Here is an 18,496-nt window from a genome sequence, read left to right as displayed (position 1 = left end):
TTGGTCTGTCGAGGGCGCGTGGGTGCTTTGTGCGGGAACCAGTAGGTATGTCGTTCTCGTCTACCACCCGGGTGAAGCCCCCACACAGGACACTGGTACATGGTTCGGACAGCAGCGGCGTAGCGCGTGGCGCGTAGCGAGGAGGCATCGGTGGCGGGGACCCCCGACAGGTCGAAGCAGCAGGAGTCGTCGGGAGGACCGATCCCGGAGGAACGGGACCCGAGGCTCGCGATGGCGAGGCAGTCGCCGGAGCGGGTCGATCAGGCGACGGCGGTGTTCTCCGTCCGGGACGTTCCGGCGAAGGAATCCGGTTCCCGTTCGGGTTCGGGTTCCGGTTCGGGTTCGGCGGAGAATTCCCCGGCGGGCTCGGATGCGGATGCGGATGCCTCCGGCGCGCCGGACTCGGGCTCGACTTCCGGTTCGGCACCGGAATCGGCATCGGCGTCGGATTCCGGGGCGGACTCGGAGCCCGAGGCGGGTTCCGGGGAAGGCAAGGACGGTACGGAGCCGGGTTCCGGCGACGAGCCGGGCGACGCGCGCCTGCGTGCCGCTGTGGCGGCCTGGGTGTCCGGTCCGCGGGACGGCTCCGCCGACGGGCCCGAGGCGGCCGGTGACGGTGCCTCTGACGCGGCGGAGGGTGCCGCGGAGGCGTCCGGGGCGTCCGAGGAGTCCGGGGCGAAGGAGCCGGAGTCGGCAGACACCGCGTCGGACGCGGCGGAGGACGACGGCGTTGACGCCTTGGCCGACGCCGCTGAGGACTCGGCCGACGCCCCTGTGGCAGGCAGCGACGACGCCGAGCCTTCCGATGCCCCTGAGGCACCGGAAGCCGAGGCGTCAGACGCCGACGCGAAGCCGGCCGACGAGGCCAAGGCTGACGCGAAGCCGACGGACGAGGTCAAGGCACCTGCCGACGCCAAGCCGACTGATGAGGCCACGGCGCCCGCTGACGCGAAGCCGGCCGGCGACGCGAAGGCTGACGCCAAGACGTCCGACGAGGTCGAGGCATCTGCTGACGCGAAGCCGGCCGGCGACGCGAAGGCTGACGCCAAGACGTCCGACGCGGCCAAGGCGTCTGCTGACGCGAAGCCGACTGATGAGGCCACGGCGCCCGCTGACGCGAAGCCGGCCGGCGACGCGAAGGCTGACGCCAAGACGTCCGACGCGGCCAAGGCGTCTGCTGACGCGAAGCCGACTGACGAGGTCAAGGCATCTGCCGACGCGAAGCCGGCTGACGAGGTCAAGGCATCTGCCGATGCGAAGCCGACCGACGACGCGAAGGCTGACGCCAAGACGTCCGACGAGGTCAAGGCACCCGCCGACGCCAAGTCGGCCGGCGGCGATGCCAAGCCCCCCGTCGACCAGGCCACCGCCGTGTTCAAGGCCGTCAAGCCGCCCGTCGATCAGCCGACCCAGATGCTCAAGTCGCTCGGGTCCAAGCCCGCCGGTGCGGGCAAGGCCGAGTCCGATGCCGAGCGCACCAGCAAGTTCGTGCCCCTCAAGGGGTACGACTCGGGCACCCCGGCCAAGCCCGGGGCGCGGCCCGAGGCACAGTCCAAGGCGCAGCCCACCGCTCCGCAGCCCGCGAAGCCCTACGTCGGGCCCGAGCGCACCACCCAGCAGCCGCTCCCGCCGCTGCCCCCGCTCGACCTCCTGGCCGAGCTCACGAACACGCCGCCGCCCGCGGAGACCCCGGTCCGCACGGCCGTGCGCAGGGTCAAGATCTGGACGCCGATCGTCCTCCTGCTCGCCGTCGTGTTTGCGGTCGTACAGGCCGTACGACCGCTGCCGGCGCCCACGCTGGCGCTGACCGCCAAGTCGACGTTCACGTTCGACGGGGACAAGGTCTCGCTGCCGTGGCCGGCCGAGGGCCAGGGGGCGATGGACGTCAGCGGCATCGGCTCGATGGATGGGTTCGGCGAGCAGAAGCCCGTACCGATCGGGTCCGTGGCCAAGGCCATGACGGCCTACGTCGTGCTCAAGGACCACCCGCTCCAGCCGGGCAAGGACGGTCCGTCCATCGACGTGGACGCGAAGGCGGAGAAGGAGGGCGGCTACGACTCCGAGGGCGAGTCGACGCTGAACACCGTCAAGGAGGGCGACAAGCTCAGCCAGAAGGACGCCCTTTCGGCCATCATGATTCCGTCCGCGAACAACATCGCGCGGCTGCTGGCCCGTTGGGACGCCGGTTCCGAGGAGGCGTTCGTCAAGAAGATGAACGCCGCCGCCAAGGACCTCGGCATGACCGGCACGACGTACACGGACCCGTCCGGGCTGAAGGAGACGACCGTCTCCACCGCTCAGGACCAGGTCAAGCTCGGCAACGAGCTGGTGAAGATCCAGGCCCTGATGGACATCACCAAGCTGCCGACGTGGAAGGACCCGTCGGGCAAGACGTGGCAGAACTACAACCGCCTCGTCCCGTACAACAACGCGGTCGGCGTGAAGACCGGTTCGACGACCAAGGCCGGCGGCAACCTGCTCTTCGCCGCGACGAAGGACGCCGGCGGCGAGACCGTGACGGTCGTCGGCGCGATCCTCGGGCAGCACAAGGCGCCGATCATCGACACGGTGAACGCGGTCAGCAAGACGGCGATGCTCGCGGCGCAGGACGCCGTGAAGGCGTCGACGATCCTCAAGAAGGGCGACGTCGTCGGCTACGTGGACGACGGGCTCGGCGGGCAGACCCCGGTCGTGGTGACGAAGAACGTCTCGGCGGTCGGCTGGGCGGGCCTGACGGTGAAGCTGGAGCTGGCGGACGGTGCCAAGGGCGCCGCCGTCCCGCACAGCGCCAAGGCCGGTACGCAGGTCGGCCAGCTGAAGGTCGGCGACGGTTCGGGCGGTGCGGTCACCGTCCCGGTCGCCCTCCAGAAGGACCTGACCGAACCCGGCTTCGGCCAGAAGCTCACCCGCGTCGGCTGACCTCCCGCACGGCCTCACGCACAAGCGCCCCCACGGCACACAGCCGTGGGGGCGCTTCCGTCGGAGGACCGCTCACTTCTTCTTCGGCGGCACGCACTTGGGTGCCGTCTTCCCGGACGGCCCCCCGTACTGCGAGCTGATCCGGACGTCGCCCGGCTCCTTCACCGTCAGGCGCGTGAACTCGCCCGCTTCGCGCAGGCACCCGCTGTCCGCCCACAGCCACGGCGAGTACGCGATCCGCACGATGATCGAGCCGGCCTTCGGCATCCGTACGACGAGGTTGGCGCCGTCGGAGCGGACCACCGAACCGGGCGAGTCCACCAGCGGCACCGCGTTCTTCACGCGGTAGATCCGCCAGTTGGCGTCCCGCCACACCGATTCGAGGTAGTCCGGCTCGCTGGACACCAGCTTGTGCTCCAGCTCCGCGGGGCCGTCCGGCTCGCCGTTGTAGACGACAACGAAGCCGACGGCCCACTGGGAGAGCCACGCGTGGTACGAGGCGGAGGAGAAGGCGCCCTCGGGTACGTCGGTGCCGCCGTGTCCCTCGTAGAAGAGCCGTCCGCGCTCGACGTCGGCCTGCCGGTTCCAGCCGCGCGCCATGTTGATGTAGGGCGCGAGGACGGCCGCCTCGCGGTGGTCGCGGGCGGGGACGACCTCGACGCGGGTGCGTTCGGCGCCGAGCTTCTTGAGCGTGGAGACGACGCCGTCGGTCTTGATCGCCCACTCGGGGACCTCGGTGTTGGCGATGACGTCGGCGATGGTCTTGCCGGACAGCCAGCCCAGGGAGAGGACGATGGCGACGATGCACATCACGCGCTGCCGGTGGGGCGGGAAGAACCCGCCGAGTCTGCCGTCGTAGCGGGGCCCGCGGTCCCGGTTCATCACGGCGGCCAGGAGCAGCGCGGGCGCCACGATCTCCGTGAGCCGCTCCACGTTCGTGCCGATCGGGGTGGCGATCAGATAGGTGAGCACCACGCCGAGCGCGTACACGGCGGTGCCGATGCGGGCCACGCGCCAGGCGCGCGGCGCGCACAGCAGGACGACCGCGCACAGGATGAGGGGCGGGAAGATCCGCTCGAACGGCATGGGCTGTTCGCCCTTGAACGGGAACAGCCAGGTCGTCACGCCCACGATGAGGACCGGCGGCAGGAGCAGCGACAGCGCCTTGCCCCACTGCCGGTCCAGGAGCCACGCGGCGCCGGCCACGACGAGGAAGAGCCCGGCGACGGGGCTCGCCATCGTGGACAGCGCGGCGCACACCGAGGCGATGACGATGCGCCGCCCGTTCATGTGCGCGAGGACGGCGCCGAGTCCGAAGGCCACGCCCAGCATGAACGTCGAGCGCCCCGACACGACCTGGCACCACAGCGAGAACCCGACCAGGAGGGCCGGCCACAGTGGTCTTCGGATGCCGGTGCGCTCGACGATCGACGCGGCGAGCCAGGTGGACGAGACACCGGACAGGAGCGTGACGGGGACGACGCCGAACAGCGCCATCAGGTAGGGCGAGATGAGGCTGTAGTTGGCGATGTGGAGGCCGCCGTACCAGAACAGGTTGTACGCGGAGCCCGGGTACATCTTGGCGAACTCGGCCCATGCCACCTGTGCCGCGAGGTCGCCGCCGCCGGTCGCGAGGAACGCCAGCCACAGGACGTGCAGCGGCAGTATGCAGGCGGTGACCAGCAGGGCGGTCCGGTGCCGGCCGTGCCAGGGCTCGGGGATGTCCGGGGACCGGCGCGCGCGTGCGGCAGAGGGTGGAGACAGTTCGGCAGAGGCCACTGCGGCGTTCCGTTCCGGTCGGACGGGCAATTGTGTTCGGAAAGACGCTAGCCGTGGCCCGAGAGTTGGTTGACGCGCCCCTGATGTTTGCGGCAAATCTACGCAGGGTCCCCGGAGTCCGACGTCGCTAGCCGCCCGGCGACGCGCAGATGTCGTCCGGCGCGTGCACCTGTCCTGACCGGCCCGAAGGCGTTCCGGCGATCTGGCTGCGGACGGTCTCCAGCTGGCCGAGGAGCGTGTCGAGCGTCCCCGTGCGCGGGTCCTGGAAGTAGGTCAGGACGGCCCGGTAGAACGCGTCGCGCAGCACAGGCGGCATGACGTCCGACGCGTCGAAGCACAAGGTGTCCGCGTCGTCGGTCAGATACGAGGCGACGGCCCGGCCGGTCGGGTCGTGGGGCTGGGGGTCGGTCGCGTCGGGGAAGAAGGGCCGCAGATGCGCGTCCGTGGACCGCGACCAGGTCCTGCGGCCGTCCTCGCTCGTCAGGAGCTTCACGAGGTCCTGTGCCGCCGGGTTGTCGGTGAGCACGGCGGCCATGTCGCCGGACACCTCGTACGTGTCCTTGTACGCGGCCCGCCCGTGCAGGAACCGGGCGGCCGGCTCCACACGCAGGGTGTTGTCGGCCATGGCGCCGGGGTAGAGGGAGCGGATGAAGGAGCCCTGGTGTTCGTGGGTGCAGCCCGGGAGCGAGCCGCCGAGGAGTCCGCGCTTGGGGGCGTTCGGGTGCTCGGGGTCGGGTGTGCCCTCGAACGACATGGTCAGGGAGCGTTCGACGGACTTCGGCGGCCGTGGGCCGAGGATCTCGGACCAGGCCGTGAAGGCGCGGCGCACGGCCGGGTCGTGCTTCCAGTCGAGGCGGCCGGTGGCCCACCGCGTGTACGTGTCGGGGCCCGCCTGGTGGAGGAGGATGTCCTCGATCCAGTCGGTGCCGGGCCATCCGGAGGTGGCCTGCGCGGCCATGCCCACGCACCAGTCCGGCGCCTTGGTCCCGGTGGCGCGCTTGCTCCACACCACGCTCTTGAGGTTGACGCGCAGCGGTACCCAGTAGGTGCGGTGCCTGCCGCCGAGGGTGAGGGTGGGGGACCAGGGCGGATAGCCGCGTTCGGCGGCCTGAGGGGACAGCGGTCGGAGTCTGCCGTCGGCCGCGTACTCGGTGAGCTCGCCGATGCTGTTGAGGATCGCGACGTCGGGCGGGGCGCCGGCCTCCAGCTGCGCGACGAGGGTCTCGCGCAGGGAGCGGGTGCCTTTGTAGACGTAGTGGTGACCGCTGTGGTGCGACAGGCGGGCGAGGGCGTCCTCGAACGCGGCACCCTCGGGCCCGGTCCACGGCCCGAGCACGACGACGGTCCGGTGCGCGTCGCCGCCCGCGCAGCCGCCGGTGAGCGCGGCGAGGGCGAGCAGACACGCGGCGAGCGCGAGCCGGAGCCCCGTGGTCCGGCGCCTCATACGGCGGTCCCCGGGCGCCCCACGAGCAGATACTCGCGCCGGTAGGCGTGGAGGGTGGCGCCGGTGACGGCGGCGACGAGCAGGCCGGCGGGCGCCACCCAGGGGGCCATCCCGTCGACGGCGGCGAGCCGCCCGTTGTCCAGGAGGTCGTCCATGGAGTCGGCGAGCGTGACGACGGCGGTGCCGGCGGTCGGGTCGATGCGATGCTCCTCGACGGCGACCTCGGTGTCCGGCGAGGTCACCGTGTACAGGTTCCGGGCGATCGGCACGGTGTCCTCCTGGGCGGCGTACGCGTACAGCGCGTCGAGGGCGATCGCGGGCACGGCGAGCAGGGGCAGCGCGGCGGCGAGGAGCGGCACGCTGGCCGAGATGCGGAAGCGGATGCGCAGGAAGCGCAGGGTGCGCCACAGGCCGGCGATCAGCAGCACGAACGCGACGGCCGACACGGAGGCGGCGGTGACGGCGGCGGGGCCGAGCGCGGCGCGCGCCTCCAGGCGGTCGCGCAGGGCGCGTTCGAGGTCCGAGATGCGGTCGACGACGGTCGTCGCCTCGCTGCCGGTGACGGGTGCGCAGCGGGGGTAGGTGGCGTAGCGGTCGGTGGCGGGTTCGTAGGGGCCGCCGGGATCGGGTGAGCAGAGCATGCTCTGGGCGTAGGAGAGCCCGGCCTTGCGCAGGGACTCGTCGGAGACGTTCGTCTGGGCCCAGGCGATCCAGCGCTCGTAGCCGTCGACGAGGCCGGAGACGACGTCGAGTTCCTGGCGCTCGGCCGCGGTCAGGGCGCCGCTGCGCGCGACCTGGCTGAGGTCCTGGGCGGCGCCGGCGATCCGGGAGCCGTAGCGGGGGGTGAGTCCGCTCAGCTCGACGGCGTCCCCGGCGTCGAGGCTCACCTCGGCCTCCCGCTGGGCGATCCGCAGCGATGTCCGCGCGTCGGCCAGGTCGCGCAGCGCGGGCGCGATGTGGGTGCGGATCGCGGCGGAGTCGTCGCGCAGGGACGTGGCGGTGAAGCCGAGTCCGGCGAAGGCGACGGCGGCGAGGAGGGGGAGGGCGACGAGCCGGTCGTGGAGGTAGGCGCGGTTGCGGGGCGGGTTCGTGGCCCGTGGGCCCGGTCGGTCGGTGGCCCGCAACGGCGCGGCCCACGCGTACCGCCACAGCACGCGCGCGCCCTTGAGCACGGCGCCCGCGAAACGCTTCGCCGACGCCCCTGCTCGCCGGGCCGGCCCCCGCGCGGACGTCACCGGTCCTCCACCGGTCGCCGGCCGGTGGGCCAGGGCCGCGGGAAGGGCGGCCGGGACCGGTCTCGGCGGTGCCAGATTCCGAGGGGCCTGACCAAGTAGGCGCGGTCCAGGAGGCGTTCGGCGACGACGTCGGCGTGCGGGCTGTCGGAGCGGGCGGCCTGCCGGGCGAGTGCCCGGTAGAACTGCGAGAGCTGGCGCCTCAACTTGGTTTCCTCGTCCGGGAATTCGAGTCGTCCGCCCGCGTCCCGCGCGTCCTGGTCGCGCCGGGCCGCCGCCGTCGAGAGCCGCCCGAGGGCCTCCGCCCCCACCTTCCCGTCCGCCACGAGACGCTGAGCGGCCTCCCACACCTCGGCCCTCATCCGTACGCGGGCCTGTTCGTCGGTGAGCCCGTGCTCGTTGAAGAGGCGGGCGAGGCGGGTGAGCGCGGTGCGCAGCCCGTCGGCCGTCGTCGCGTACTCGACAGCGATGCGCACCGTCGCGGTGCGCGCGCCGGTGCGGTGGCGCGAGTGCTGCGGCACCGCGTCGAGCGCCTCGATGGCGTACGTGTCGGGGGTGCCGCCGCCGAGCGCGAGGCGGGCCCGTGCCGCGCCGAACGCCGCGCTGCCGAGCGAGGGGTTGCGCAGCCGTACGGCCTCGTAGAAGGTCAGCGCCTCGTGCCAGTGGCCGAGCCGCTCGGCGCAGTGGCCGAGGGCGAGCTTGGGCGCGTACTCGCCGGGGATGGCGCCGTAGACCTGGTCGAAGTAGTCGCGCGCGGACGCCACGTCGTCGTTGGCGAGGTCGAGGAGGCCGCGGTGCCAGTCGATGCGCCAGTCGTGCCGGGACAGTTCGCGCCCGATGCCGTCGACCGCGCCGCGCAGCTCCTCGGCTGCGGATTCCAGGTCCGGCCGTTCGCCCTCCGCGCGTTCGGCCCGTACGGCGACGCGCAGCCGGAGCCTGCACCGCAGGAGCCGCACCTCGGGGGAGTCCCGCCAGTCGCCGGTGTGCTGGAGGAGCGCGGCGGGGTCGGCGTCGGCGAGGCGGCTGAGGCCGTCGTGGTGGGCGTCGTGCGGGTCGGGGCGCGGCACGGGCAGCCGGGCCGCGACATCGGCGGCGGACGGCGGCTCGTGCAGCGGGGCGGGCGGGGCGCCCCCGGCGGGAGTCGCCCACCGGGGCAGCACCGGCGCGACCCCCAGCGCTCCGTCCAGGGCGTACGGCGACTGCAGGAAGAGCGGCGACGGCTCGAAGGTCTCCTGCCCGGTCCGCAGCGACCTCAATTCCCGGAAGACTCCGCGCAGTTGGTCCGCCATCTCGTCCGCGTCGGCGTACCGCTCGGCCGGTTCGGGGCGGGTGGCGCGGCGCAGGGCGCGGGCCAGCGAGACGAGGCCGAGACCTTCCGGGGCCGGGGTCGTGGTCAGCGCGGCGGCCTGCGCCGTCACCGGGTCGCCGTCGTGCATCCGGTCCAGGGCGCCGAGTTCGGCCAGCGAGTGGGGTCCGGCGCCGAGTCCGCTCAGCGTGCGCAGCGTCTCGCCCAGGCTGAACAGGTCGTCGTGCGGGGCGGACGCGCCGTTCAGGGCGGGCGGGGCGAGGGGCACGTTCGGCGCGCGGTACCCGTCGGTGGTCAGGCCGGGGGCGCCCTCCTCGCGGATGGACCCCACGTCGATGACCTTGGTGGTGGCGCCGTCGTGCATCACGTTCTGCGGCTTCAGATCGCCGTACACCTTGCGGGGCCCGGGCCGCGCGTGCAGATGGTCGAGCGCGGACAGGACGCGCAGCCCGTACGCGAGCACGAACTCGTGGAAGCGGGCGCCGCCGAACCGGTCCGGGTCGTGCCGGGCCAGCGCACGGATCTCGTCGAGGTTGAGCCCGTCGACGTACGGCAGGACGAGGAAGGGGCCGACGCGGGCGTGGCGGCCGTAGTTGAAGACGGGGATGATGCCCTCGTGGTGGAGGTCGGCGAACGCCTGCCGCTCGTCCTCCAACGAGCCCAGCCGCGGGGCGAGTTGTTCCGGCCGCAGGGTCTTCACGGCGACCTCGCGGTCGTCGACCTTCCGGTCGAGCGCGAGATACACGTCGCCCATGCCGCCGCGCCCGAGACGCCGTACGACCTGATACTGCCCGGCCAGTAACTCGCCCTGTTCCAGGGCGGCTTCACCGGGGCCCTCGGCCCGGCCCCGGTCGTCGCGCGGCCTGACCTCGGGCAGCGCCGTCGGATCGGGCCCCTCGTCGGGCAGCGTGACCCAGGCGTCCCGCGGCCCGTCCGGAGACGGCATCACGAACAGCGGACCGGAGGACGCCGTCATCGGCCGCCCCTGAATTCTCCGGTTGCTCCCGCGTCCCCCTGCATGCTGCCTCAGGATAGGGGCGCGGCGTCCGGATGGCGCCCGAGCGTAGGCCTCCGGCCTGATCGTGGAATGGAGGCCCCGGCCAGTGACGACGAGTACCGGCGCGAGACCGTACGCCGCCCTCAACCCCGCCCTGATCCGCTCCAGCCTCGCCGTCGTGGAACGCCGCGCGGAGGCGCTGACCAAGTACTTCTACGCCCATCTGTTCAAACACAACCCCGGTGTACGGGCCATGTTCCCGGAGCGCATGGAAGAGCAGCGCGACCGCCTCTTCGCCGCGCTGACCACGGCGATCCTGAACCTGGAGGACACCGATGCCCTCGTCGACCACCTGCGCACGCTCGGCTTCGACCACCGCAAGTTCGGGGCCCGCACCGAGCACTACCCGGCCGTCGGGCGCAGCCTGATAGCGACCCTGAAGTTCTTCTCGGGCAGCGCCTGGACGCCCAAGACGGAGGCCGCCTGGCGCGCGGCGTACGAACTCATCTCCAAGATCATGATCGCCGGGGCGGAGTCCGTGCCGGAGTCGGAACCGGCCTGGTGGAACGCGGAGGTGCTCCGGCACGCGCGCCGCGCCGAGGACATCGCCGTCCTCACCGTGCGCCCGGACCGGCCGTATCCCTTCGTTCCGGGCCAGTACGCGACGCTGACGGCCCCCGAGGCGCCGCAGGTCTGGCGCCCGTACTCGATCGCGAACGCCCCGCGCGCCGACGGCACCCTCGACTTCCACGTACGCCGCGTCGAGGGCGGCCTCCTGAGCAGCGCCCTGGTCGACGAGGTCGCCCCGGGAGGCACCGTCCGCCTCGGCCCGCCACTGGGCACGACGACGCTCCCGAAAGCCCCGGAGGGGGAGCTGCTCTTCGTCGCCGGGGGGACGGGCTGGGCGCAGATCAAGGCGCTGATCGAGGAGTTCGCCGTCCGCCGCGGCTCCGCGACCGCCACGCTGCTCATCGGCGCCCGCACGCAGGACGACGTGTACGACCTCGGCGTCCTGGAACTCCTCGGCGGCGCCCACCCGTGGCTGCGCCTGGTCGGCGCGCTGCCCGCGCGCGACCGGCCCGACGCGGACGCGACGCTCCTGCGGGAACTGACGCGTTACGCCGCCGCGCAGAGCCTGCGCCACGCGCCCGCCGAGTGGCCGCATGTGTACGTCAGCGGCCCCCCGGCCATGGTCGACACGGTGGAGACCCAACTGGCCATGCTGCACCGCGTACCGCCCGACCGCGTCCACCACGACCCGTTGGCCCACCACGACACGGGCGAGCGCCCGGAGACGGCGGCGGAGTGGTTCCTGATGAAGCGCCAGGTTCCCTGGATCCGGCCTCGTCCGTGACGGCCTCGTCCGTGACGGCGTCGTCCGTGACGGCGTCGCCCGGTGGCGGCCCCGGCGTGACCGGACCGGCCGTCACAGGCAGTGGACGGGGATGCGCTGGACGAGGTTGTTGGCGAAGCCGCCGCGGTTCCACGGCTGGGTGAGCGGCTGGGTGCGGCCGGTGGCGTCGGTGGCGCGGGCGCCGAGGACGTGGGTGCCGGGCACGGCGGTCCACGGGGCGTGCCAGTGGCGCCAGGCCGTCGCGTGCCCGTGCGACGGGTCTCCGTCTGTCGGGTCTGCGTCCGTCGGCTCGCTGTCCGCCGGGTCCAGCGTGGCGTCGCTCCAGGTGGCGCCGTCGTCCGTGGTCACGTCGACCCTGGTCACGGGTCCGTGCCCGGACCAGGCCCGGCCTTCGAGGAGTACGGGCCCGGGGTGGACCACGCGGGCCCGCGACATGAAGTCGGGGAACCCGGGCGGGATCATCAGGGCGCGCGGCAGGATCCGGGTGACGGGCTCGCCGGGATCGTCGGCGGCCCAGCGCAGGCGGTACGCGACGGCCTGCTGGAACCCGTCGAAGGGGGTGTCGACGAGCGTGATCCCGCGCAGCCACTTCACCTGCGCCATGCCGTACCAGCCGGGGACGACGAGCCGCAGCGGATAGCCGTGCTGCGGGGGCAGGGGCGCGCCGTTCATCGCGTACGCGACGAGGACGTCGCCCATGGCCACCTCGACGGGCAGGCTGCGCCGGTAGTCCTGCTCGACGCCGCGCTCGACCCCGTGGTCGGCGCCGGTGAAGACGGCCTCGACGGCGCCGTCGTCCACCCCGGCCTCGTCGAGGAGTACGCGCAGCGGCACGCCGGTCCAGTCCGCGGTGCCGACCGCCTCGACCAGCCAGGGCTGGCTGACCGGCCGGGGAGTGAGCAGGGCGCGCCCGTTGCCCGCGCACTCCAGCGTGACGCGGCGGGTGACGGCCGGCCGGGACCGCAGGGCCGCCAGGTCGAAGGTCAGCGGCGCCCTGACCAGGCCGTCGACCGTGAGCCGCCAGTCGTCGGCGCTCGCGTCCGGGATGTCGTAGTGGACGAGGACGTAGTGCAGGCCGGGCGGGGTGACGTCGTAGCGGAGGGCTTCGAGCGGGAGGCCGTGATTACGCGCGGCGAGCGCGAGTTCATCGGGGGTGATGCCTTCGCCGGGGGTGGCGAGCCGACCGGGACGACTGACCCCACCGAGACCGCCGGGTCCGTTCATGGCTTGGTCCGCTCCGTCCATGTCTTCATGGTGCTCCGCGATTGCGGGGCCTGCCGGGCGGGCGGATCCTTGAAGTGTCAGCCGGCGCTCGACGAGGTGTGTCGGTGGCTGACGGGGGTGCCCGCACGTCGGCGCACGAACCGCTCACCGACGGCCGCCGAGAGGCGGGAGGACGGGACGGGGGGACAGCGGTCCGCCCAGCGATGCGTCCCGCCGAGGAGAGCGCCATGAACGAGACCGACATCGGCACTGGCACCACTGCCACGGATCCCGCCGCCACGGACCCCACCGCCACGGACGTCGTCGGCCTGATGCGAACTGAGCTGCGTGGCCCGGTCATTGCGCAGGGCGACCCGGAGTACGACGAGGCGCGCAAGATCTACAACGGGATGATCGACCGGCAGCCGACCGCGATGGTGCGGTGCTCGGACGCGGCGGACGTCATGACGGCGGTCGACTTCATCCGCGACCACGGACTGGAACTCGCCGTCCGCGGCGGCGGGCACAGCGGCGGCGGCATGTGCCTCGTCGACGACGCGGTCACGATCGACCTGTCACCGATGCGCTGGGTGCGCGTGGACCCCGCGCAGAAGACGGCCTGGGTGGGCGGCGGCAGCCAACTGCGTGACCTCGACCACGCGGCGCACGCGTTCGGCCTGGCGATACCCGCCGGCATCATGTCGACGACCGGCATCGGCGGCCTGACCCTCGGGGGCGGTCACGGTCACCTGACGCGCAAGTACGGCCTGACGATCGACAGCCTCCTCAGCGTGGACATGGTCCTCGCGGACGGCAGCTTCGTCACGGCGAGCGAGACCGAACACTCCGACCTGTTCTGGGCGTTGAGGGGCGGCGGCGGAAACTTCGGCATCGTCACCGCGTTCCAGTTCCAGCTGCATCCGGTGCACACGGTGGGTGTCGCGCTGACGCTGTGGCCGGTCGAGAAGACACGCGAAGTCCTGCAGTGGTACCGGGAGTTCCTGCCGCAGGCACCCGAGGACCTGAACGGCTTCTTCGCCGCGCTGACCGTGCCGCCGGGTCCGCCCTTCCCCGAGGAGATCCACGGCAGGAAGATGTGCGGGGTGGTGTGGTGCTGGACGGGAGACCTGGCCCGTACGGACGAGGCGATCGCGGCGGTGGAGGAAGCGGGCCCGCCCGCCTTCCGGTTCACGGCGCCGATGCCGTACCCGGCGCTGCAGACCATGTTCGACGAGCTGCTCCCCAAGGGCCTGCAGTGGTACTGGCGCGGTGACTTCTTCGACCGCATCACGGACGAGGCCATCGACGTGCACGCCAAGTTCGCCGAGAACCTCCCCACCGCGCTGTCGACGATGCACCTCTACCCGGTGAACGCGGCCGCGTCCCGGGTCTCCGAGGACGCGACGGCCTGGGGCTACCGGGAAGCGGTCTGGTCGGGCGTCATCGCGGGCATCGACCCGGACCCGGCGAACGCGGACGCCGTCAAGCAGTGGGCGAGGGCGTACTGGCACGACCTGCACCCGTACTCGATGGGCGGCGCCTACGTGAATTTCATCGGCGCGGACGAGCACGAGGACCGCGTCCAGGCGACGTACCGCCACAACTACGACCGCTTGGCGGAGGTCAAGCGCAAGTACGACCCGAACAACCTGTTCCACGCCAACCAGAACATCGAGCCGGCGGGGGCGCAGGCGGCGTAGAGCCTTGTCGGCCGGTCACTGTCCGCCGGGGCCGTGGGAGTGCTGCGCACGGTCCCCGGGCAGGTCGAGCACGGCCTGGAACTCTTGGCCCGCCTCCCACAGGCGGCCCGCCGCCGCACAGGCGCTCCTGAGGCGGTCGCGGATGTCCATCTCCAGCCGCGCCCGACGAGGGCCGTAGCCCACCCGCCGCCTCCGCCTCACGCTCACCGAGCGTCCACTGTGTGCGTCGTCGCGCGCATCATCAGAATTTCATCGGCATTGCAGCGTGTGCCGCGATGGTTGGCAAGTGCCCATCGAGCCCCGGGAGTTCACCGGTGGCCGGGGCGCGCCGGACCGGCGGCGGCCGTGGCCGGGGAACGGCCGCCGCCCATGTGGAAGGAGCGGAACATGCGAGCACCGAGCAGCCCTGTGGAGCGCCTGCTGAAAGGACGCGGACTCTTCCTCAGCGTGGAGCGGAGCGACGCCGCCGAGGTGGTGTACGTCTGCGTGGACGACGGCCTTCCCGGCGGCTACCCGGTCGGCTACGTCATCTCTTCCCGCACGGGAACCTGGAGCGCCTACGCGCGGGTCCGCCCGGGCCGGATCTTCACCACGGACGAGATCTCCTCGGGCCTGGAGAGCGTCGACGAAGCGGTGCGCGCGGTGGTCGCCCACGCCCGCTACGAGGACGTCCTGACCGCGTGAGGCAGGGGGAACCGCCTCGCTCCCGATGACTGGCGCGGCTCGGGGGCGGGGCACGGGGGACGGGTATGGGGGCCGGGGCAGGGGCGGGCTTCGGAGCGTCCCTGGCCAAGGCGCGGCGACAGTGCTGGCGGGACACAGCCGATGGCCGACTTCTGCCAATCCCCCCTGAGATGGGTGACCGCTCGCTCGGCCATGACCCGTATCACGGGCCGACAGCGAGCAGCGCCCCGGTGACCTACGCGCAGATCGGCGAAACCCGGCCACGTGGGCGGCCTGACCGCTACAGCCGATCGGCGAGGAAGCCGCCCACCGCCGTCCGGAAACCGTCCGGTGCCTCGACCCACGGAAGATGCCCCGCGTCCTGCAACACCTTCCGCGACGCCCGAGGCAGGGCCTGCTCCAGCGAATCCACGGCCCGGCGCGGCCGAATGTCCTCCGCCCCGTCCACGATCAGCGTCGGGACATCGAGCTCCTCGCATGCCGCGCGCAGAGCCGTCGTTCCCCAAGTGCGCTTGCCCTCGGCGTTGATGGTGGCGTTGCACTCGAAATTCACGCCGAGCCAGGGTGTGGCCATGCGCTCGGCGTGCTCGATCGCGCGCTCCCGTTCGCTGAAGTCCGCCGACCACTGCAGCACCGAGTACTCACGGTCCTCCGCCTCGGAACGCTCTCCCAGGCCCTTCAGCGCCTCCCAACGCCCCACGTGGGCCCCGAGATTGGCGCGCTGGTTCCGTTTGTACGCCGCGTGCCAGGTGGAGTCCTGATCGATTCCGGTGCCGGACACGTAGACCAGCTTGCTCACGCGGCCGGGATGCTCCAGGGCGTACCGCAAGGCCAGTTGGGCGCCCCACGAGTGCCCCAGCAGCGCCATCCGCTCCAGCCCGAAATGCCGGCGGACGGCGTCGAGGTCGGCCACGGACCGAGCCATCGCGTACGGCCCACGCCGCTCCGACCGGCCACATCCCCGCTGATCCCAGCGGTGCACTGTGACCCGGCCCGACAGCAGCTCAGCCACATCCTCAAGGGTGTCCCACAACCCTGGCCCGCCATGACAGAACACCACGGGTGCGCCCGCACCACTCCGAACCGCCCAGAGCCGGACCCCGTCTTCCGTCAGCACTGTCTCGTCCATGCCGATGAGTCTGGCGTGTCCGGTGCCCTTCGGGGTCTCTGCGCCACTGAGAGCATGCTGTAAGGGCACGACGCCGTCCGGTCGGGTAGTCCAGACCGTCAAAGGTCATCTGTACGCGGGGCGATGCTCCATGACGTCAGGGCCGCCGTGCCCCGCTCATCCGGTCCGGCGCGCTCAGGTAATGCTTTCCGAGTGCCCGTCGGGGAAGTTGCACGTGGGGCCGCGGTAGGGGCCGCCCGGGTTGACCGTTCCACCCTGTGCCGTGCACTGTTCGGACGAGATGGCCGGATACGTCGCTGCCTGAGCGGCGCCGACGGCGCTCGCGCCGGCGAGGCTTGCTGTGGCGAGGGCGAGGCCTAGCAGTCGTCGTATACGCATGGCTTTCTCCTCTGGAGTGTCCCTGGTTCGGCGCTTCGGATGACCGGGCTCATGTCAGGGACGCCCTATTACCAGGATGGGTGACGGTCAGCAAACCTGCGAGTCGTGGCAGGCAGACGCCACGACCCCGCCGACGCCGGACGGGGCGGAGGCGACCGCCTGCTCGAGCGGTGTGGGCAGGGTCAGCCTCGTGCGTCAATGCCGTACGTGGCTGCTGTGTGACGCCGTCGCGCGGGGGCGTTGATGTCAGCGCTGGTTGTCAGCGGAGCAGCTCGGGCACCGGGCAGGCCTCCAAGGGCTCGGCCGGTCGGCCCAGCGCCACCGGACCTGTCGACCGCCACACCTCCACAGCGTCCGACAGGTCCGCCGGCCATCGCCCGCCCTCCCGCTCGGAGGGAACGGAGAGCCACTGGTTCGCTGGGGGACCGTGTGGAGCCCACAGGTCGGTGCCCGAACGGAGACGTTCGCCTGGCTCAGTCGAGCAGCGTCTCCCCGAGCCGTGATCCGCTCGCGAGGCCGAAGTCGGCGGAGCTGAGGGACTTGGAACCGGAACCGGTGAGGCCGGACGAAGTACCCGGGAGGGTCCACAGGCCGCCGCTGCGGTCGTTCTCGAAGGAGGCGGTCACCGCCAGATCGGCCTTGCCGTTGTTGTAGTCGGCGATCCGGACCTGGGCGCCGAAGAGGTCATCGGTCTCGGCGGCGCCCGGAACACCGGCGGTGTCCTGGGAAATGCGCACGACCCCGGACTGGCAAACAGCAAGGAGACGCCGCGACGTGGTGGCGCGGGCGTGGCACGGCCGCGATCACGCGAAAGGGCCAGTTCGAGAGGATCAAGCCTCCGAACTGGCCCTTCTGTCGGTGCCCCCGGCAGGATTCGAACCTGCGACACCCGCTTTAGGAGTTCTAGCGGGGTTCGACATGGCGGCCCTGGGCGACTGATACGACGGCCTAACCGGGACGCTGGTGTGCGCAACCGTCCGGCTTCGTTGATGTCAGCCGATGATGTCAGTCATGGGGTGTCGCAGATCTACGAATACCCTCCTGGCGGCCCGGGTCGGTCGGCGACTGTCCCCGCCCGCGCCCGGCACTGCGCTGTGGATCATGTTCCGGCCGGATGCCGCCGACGTCACCCGGTCAGTGATCAGCGGCCTGCCCGGTCGAGCCGGGCTTGGGCGAGGCCGGCCAGCAGCGCGGCGCCGACCGGGAGGGCGGAGTCGTCGAAGCGGGCGTGCGGAGAGTGGTTCGGCACGGCGGAGGCCGGGTCGGCGGTGCCGGGCGGGCAGGCGCCGAGCAACAGAAAGGCACCCGGGACTACAGCCAGTATCCGGGAGAAATCCTCCGAGGCCATGGTGGGCTGAGGGGCGGTGAGCCAGTGGTCGGCGCCGAAGAGCTCGGCGGTGACGGACTCGGCGAAGGCGACCTCGTCCGCGTCGTTGACCGTGGCGGGGAAGCCCCACTCCATCTCGACCTCGGCGGTCAGGCCGTGCGCCAGCGCGATGTGCTCGCACAGTCGGCGTATCCGCCCGAGCACCTCCTCCTGCATATGGTCCGAGCAGGTGCGCAGGGTCATGCCGATCTCTGCGGAGTCCGGGATGATGTTGACCGCGGTACCGGCGCGCAGCACGCCGACGCTGAGCACCACCGGGTCGAAGGCGTCGGTGGTGCGGGTCACCATGCTCTGCAGGGCGGTGACGATCTCGGCGGCGGCGGGTACCGGGTCGGCCGCCTGATGCGGCATCGAACCGTGGCCGCCGCGCCCCCGCAGCACGATGTGAATGGCGGAGCCCGCCACGGTCGCCGTCCCCGGCCGGGAGACGACCAATCCGGCGGGGAGGTTGGTGTGGACATGGGTCGCGTAGGCGGCGATGACCGGGACGCCGGCCACGTCCAGCAGCCCCTCGGCGAGCATCGCGCCCGCGCCGTCGCAGCCTTCCTCTCCGGGCTGGAACATGAAGACCACGGATCCGGCGAGCTCCAGCGCCCGGGCCGAGAGCAGCTTCGCAGCACCGACGAGCATCGCGGTGTGCAGGTCGTGCCCGCAGGCGTGCATCGACCCATCGACCACGGAGGCATAGGGCACATCGGCGAGCTCCTGCAGGGGAAGCGCGTCCATGTCACCGCGCAGCAGCACGGCCGGGCCGGGCCGGGATCCCCGCAGGACGGCGGTGATGGAGCTCAGGCCCTTGCCCTCGTGAATCTCCAGCGGCAGCCCATCGAGGGCAGCGAGCACCTTCTCACGGGTTCGGGGCAGCTGGAGCCCGATCTCCGGCTCGCGGTGCAGCCCATGGCGCAGTTCGGTGAGTTCGGGCAGCAGTGCCTGGGCCTCGTCGCGCAGTGTCATGGGAGCTTCCTTCGAAATGGTGCGGTTGTC

Annotated in this window: 14 protein-coding genes; 4 read left to right on the top strand and 10 right to left on the bottom strand. The window is 72.1% G+C overall.

All coding sequences use genetic code 11. From position 1 onward, the window contains the following. The first annotated feature begins 150 nt into the window (after positions 1 to 150). Positions 151 to 2,919 (top strand): D-alanyl-D-alanine carboxypeptidase, encoded by a 2,769-nt coding sequence (locus LGI35_RS20720; protein ID WP_227295313.1) that lies wholly within the window; start codon positions 151 to 153, stop codon positions 2,917 to 2,919. A gap of 72 nt (positions 2,920 to 2,991) precedes the next feature. On the opposite strand, the gene LGI35_RS20715 is transcribed toward LGI35_RS20720, so the two are convergent. From LGI35_RS20715 to LGI35_RS20700, 4 genes are all read right to left on the bottom strand, one after another. Beyond that, on the bottom strand, positions 2,992 to 4,698 hold the full coding sequence (locus LGI35_RS20715) for a hypothetical protein (protein WP_376567978.1): 1,707 nt from the start codon (positions 4,696 to 4,698) through the stop codon (positions 2,992 to 2,994). Positions 4,699 to 4,825: 127 nt separating this feature from the next. After that, a complete protein-coding gene (locus LGI35_RS20710; RefSeq protein WP_227295311.1) occupies positions 4,826 to 6,142 on the bottom strand; it encodes an extracellular solute-binding protein in 1,317 nt (438 codons plus the stop codon). Continuing rightward, entirely contained in the window at positions 6,139 to 7,377 is a 1,239-nt protein-coding gene (locus tag LGI35_RS20705) for a hypothetical protein (protein ID WP_227295309.1), read from the bottom strand. The genes LGI35_RS20710 and LGI35_RS20705 overlap by 4 nt, the downstream gene beginning before the upstream one ends. After that, positions 7,374 to 9,656: a serine/threonine protein kinase gene (locus tag LGI35_RS20700; protein WP_227295307.1), complete on the bottom strand. Its 2,283-nt coding sequence runs from the start codon at positions 9,654 to 9,656 to the stop codon at positions 7,374 to 7,376. Before LGI35_RS20700 ends, LGI35_RS20705 begins: the two co-directional genes overlap by 4 nt. Positions 9,657 to 9,783: 127 nt before the next feature. Here LGI35_RS20700 and LGI35_RS20695 point away from each other — a divergent pair, with 127 nt between their 5' ends. Next, complete coding sequence (locus LGI35_RS20695; protein WP_227295304.1) at positions 9,784 to 11,031, top strand: globin domain-containing protein; 1,248 nt, start codon at positions 9,784 to 9,786, stop codon at positions 11,029 to 11,031. Between the two features lie 72 nt (positions 11,032 to 11,103). Here the strand turns inward: LGI35_RS20695 and LGI35_RS20690 are convergent, their stop codons facing one another. Then, a complete protein-coding gene (locus LGI35_RS20690; RefSeq protein WP_264484680.1) occupies positions 11,104 to 12,276 on the bottom strand; it encodes a sulfite oxidase in 1,173 nt (390 codons plus the stop codon). Between the two features lie 290 nt (positions 12,277 to 12,566). Between LGI35_RS20690 and LGI35_RS20685 the strand changes: the two genes are divergently transcribed. Next, positions 12,567 to 13,934 (top strand): FAD-binding oxidoreductase, encoded by a 1,368-nt coding sequence (locus LGI35_RS20685; RefSeq protein ID WP_227300405.1) that lies wholly within the window; start codon positions 12,567 to 12,569, stop codon positions 13,932 to 13,934. A gap of 15 nt (positions 13,935 to 13,949) precedes the next feature. On the opposite strand, the gene LGI35_RS20680 is transcribed toward LGI35_RS20685, so the two are convergent. Then, the gene (locus tag LGI35_RS20680) at positions 13,950 to 14,117 is read right to left on the bottom strand and encodes a hypothetical protein (RefSeq protein ID WP_227295302.1); all 168 of its coding nucleotides are present in this window, start codon (positions 14,115 to 14,117) and stop codon (positions 13,950 to 13,952) included. Between the two features lie 204 nt (positions 14,118 to 14,321). On the opposite strand from LGI35_RS20680, the gene LGI35_RS20675 reads away from it, so the two are divergent. Further along, entirely contained in the window at positions 14,322 to 14,618 is a 297-nt protein-coding gene (locus LGI35_RS20675) for a hypothetical protein (protein WP_227295301.1), read from the top strand. Positions 14,619 to 14,898: 280 nt separating this feature from the next. On the opposite strand, the gene LGI35_RS20670 is transcribed toward LGI35_RS20675, so the two are convergent. From LGI35_RS20670 to LGI35_RS20655, 4 genes are all read right to left on the bottom strand, one after another. Continuing rightward, entirely contained in the window at positions 14,899 to 15,747 is an 849-nt protein-coding gene (locus tag LGI35_RS20670) for an alpha/beta fold hydrolase (protein ID WP_227295299.1), read from the bottom strand. Between the two features lie 174 nt (positions 15,748 to 15,921). Continuing rightward, positions 15,922 to 16,125 carry a hypothetical protein gene (locus LGI35_RS20665; RefSeq protein ID WP_227295297.1) on the bottom strand — a complete coding sequence of 68 codons (204 nt, stop codon included), beginning with the start codon at positions 16,123 to 16,125 and terminating at the stop codon, positions 15,922 to 15,924. Positions 16,126 to 16,598: 473 nt separating this feature from the next. Then, a complete protein-coding gene (locus LGI35_RS20660; RefSeq protein ID WP_227295295.1) occupies positions 16,599 to 16,862 on the bottom strand; it encodes a hypothetical protein in 264 nt (87 codons plus the stop codon). Positions 16,863 to 17,266: 404 nt separating this feature from the next. Next, positions 17,267 to 18,466, bottom strand: coding sequence for a M20 metallopeptidase family protein (locus tag LGI35_RS20655; RefSeq protein ID WP_227295294.1), 1,200 nt, complete (start codon positions 18,464 to 18,466; stop codon positions 17,267 to 17,269). Between the last annotated feature and the right edge of the window lie 30 nt (positions 18,467 to 18,496).

It is taken from the genome of Streptomyces longhuiensis, assembly GCF_020616555.1.
GTDB lineage: Bacteria > Actinomycetota > Actinomycetes > Streptomycetales > Streptomycetaceae > Streptomyces > Streptomyces longhuiensis.
Note: the sequence above shows the minus strand (reverse complement) of the source record. Positions and strands in the feature narration are given on the sequence as shown.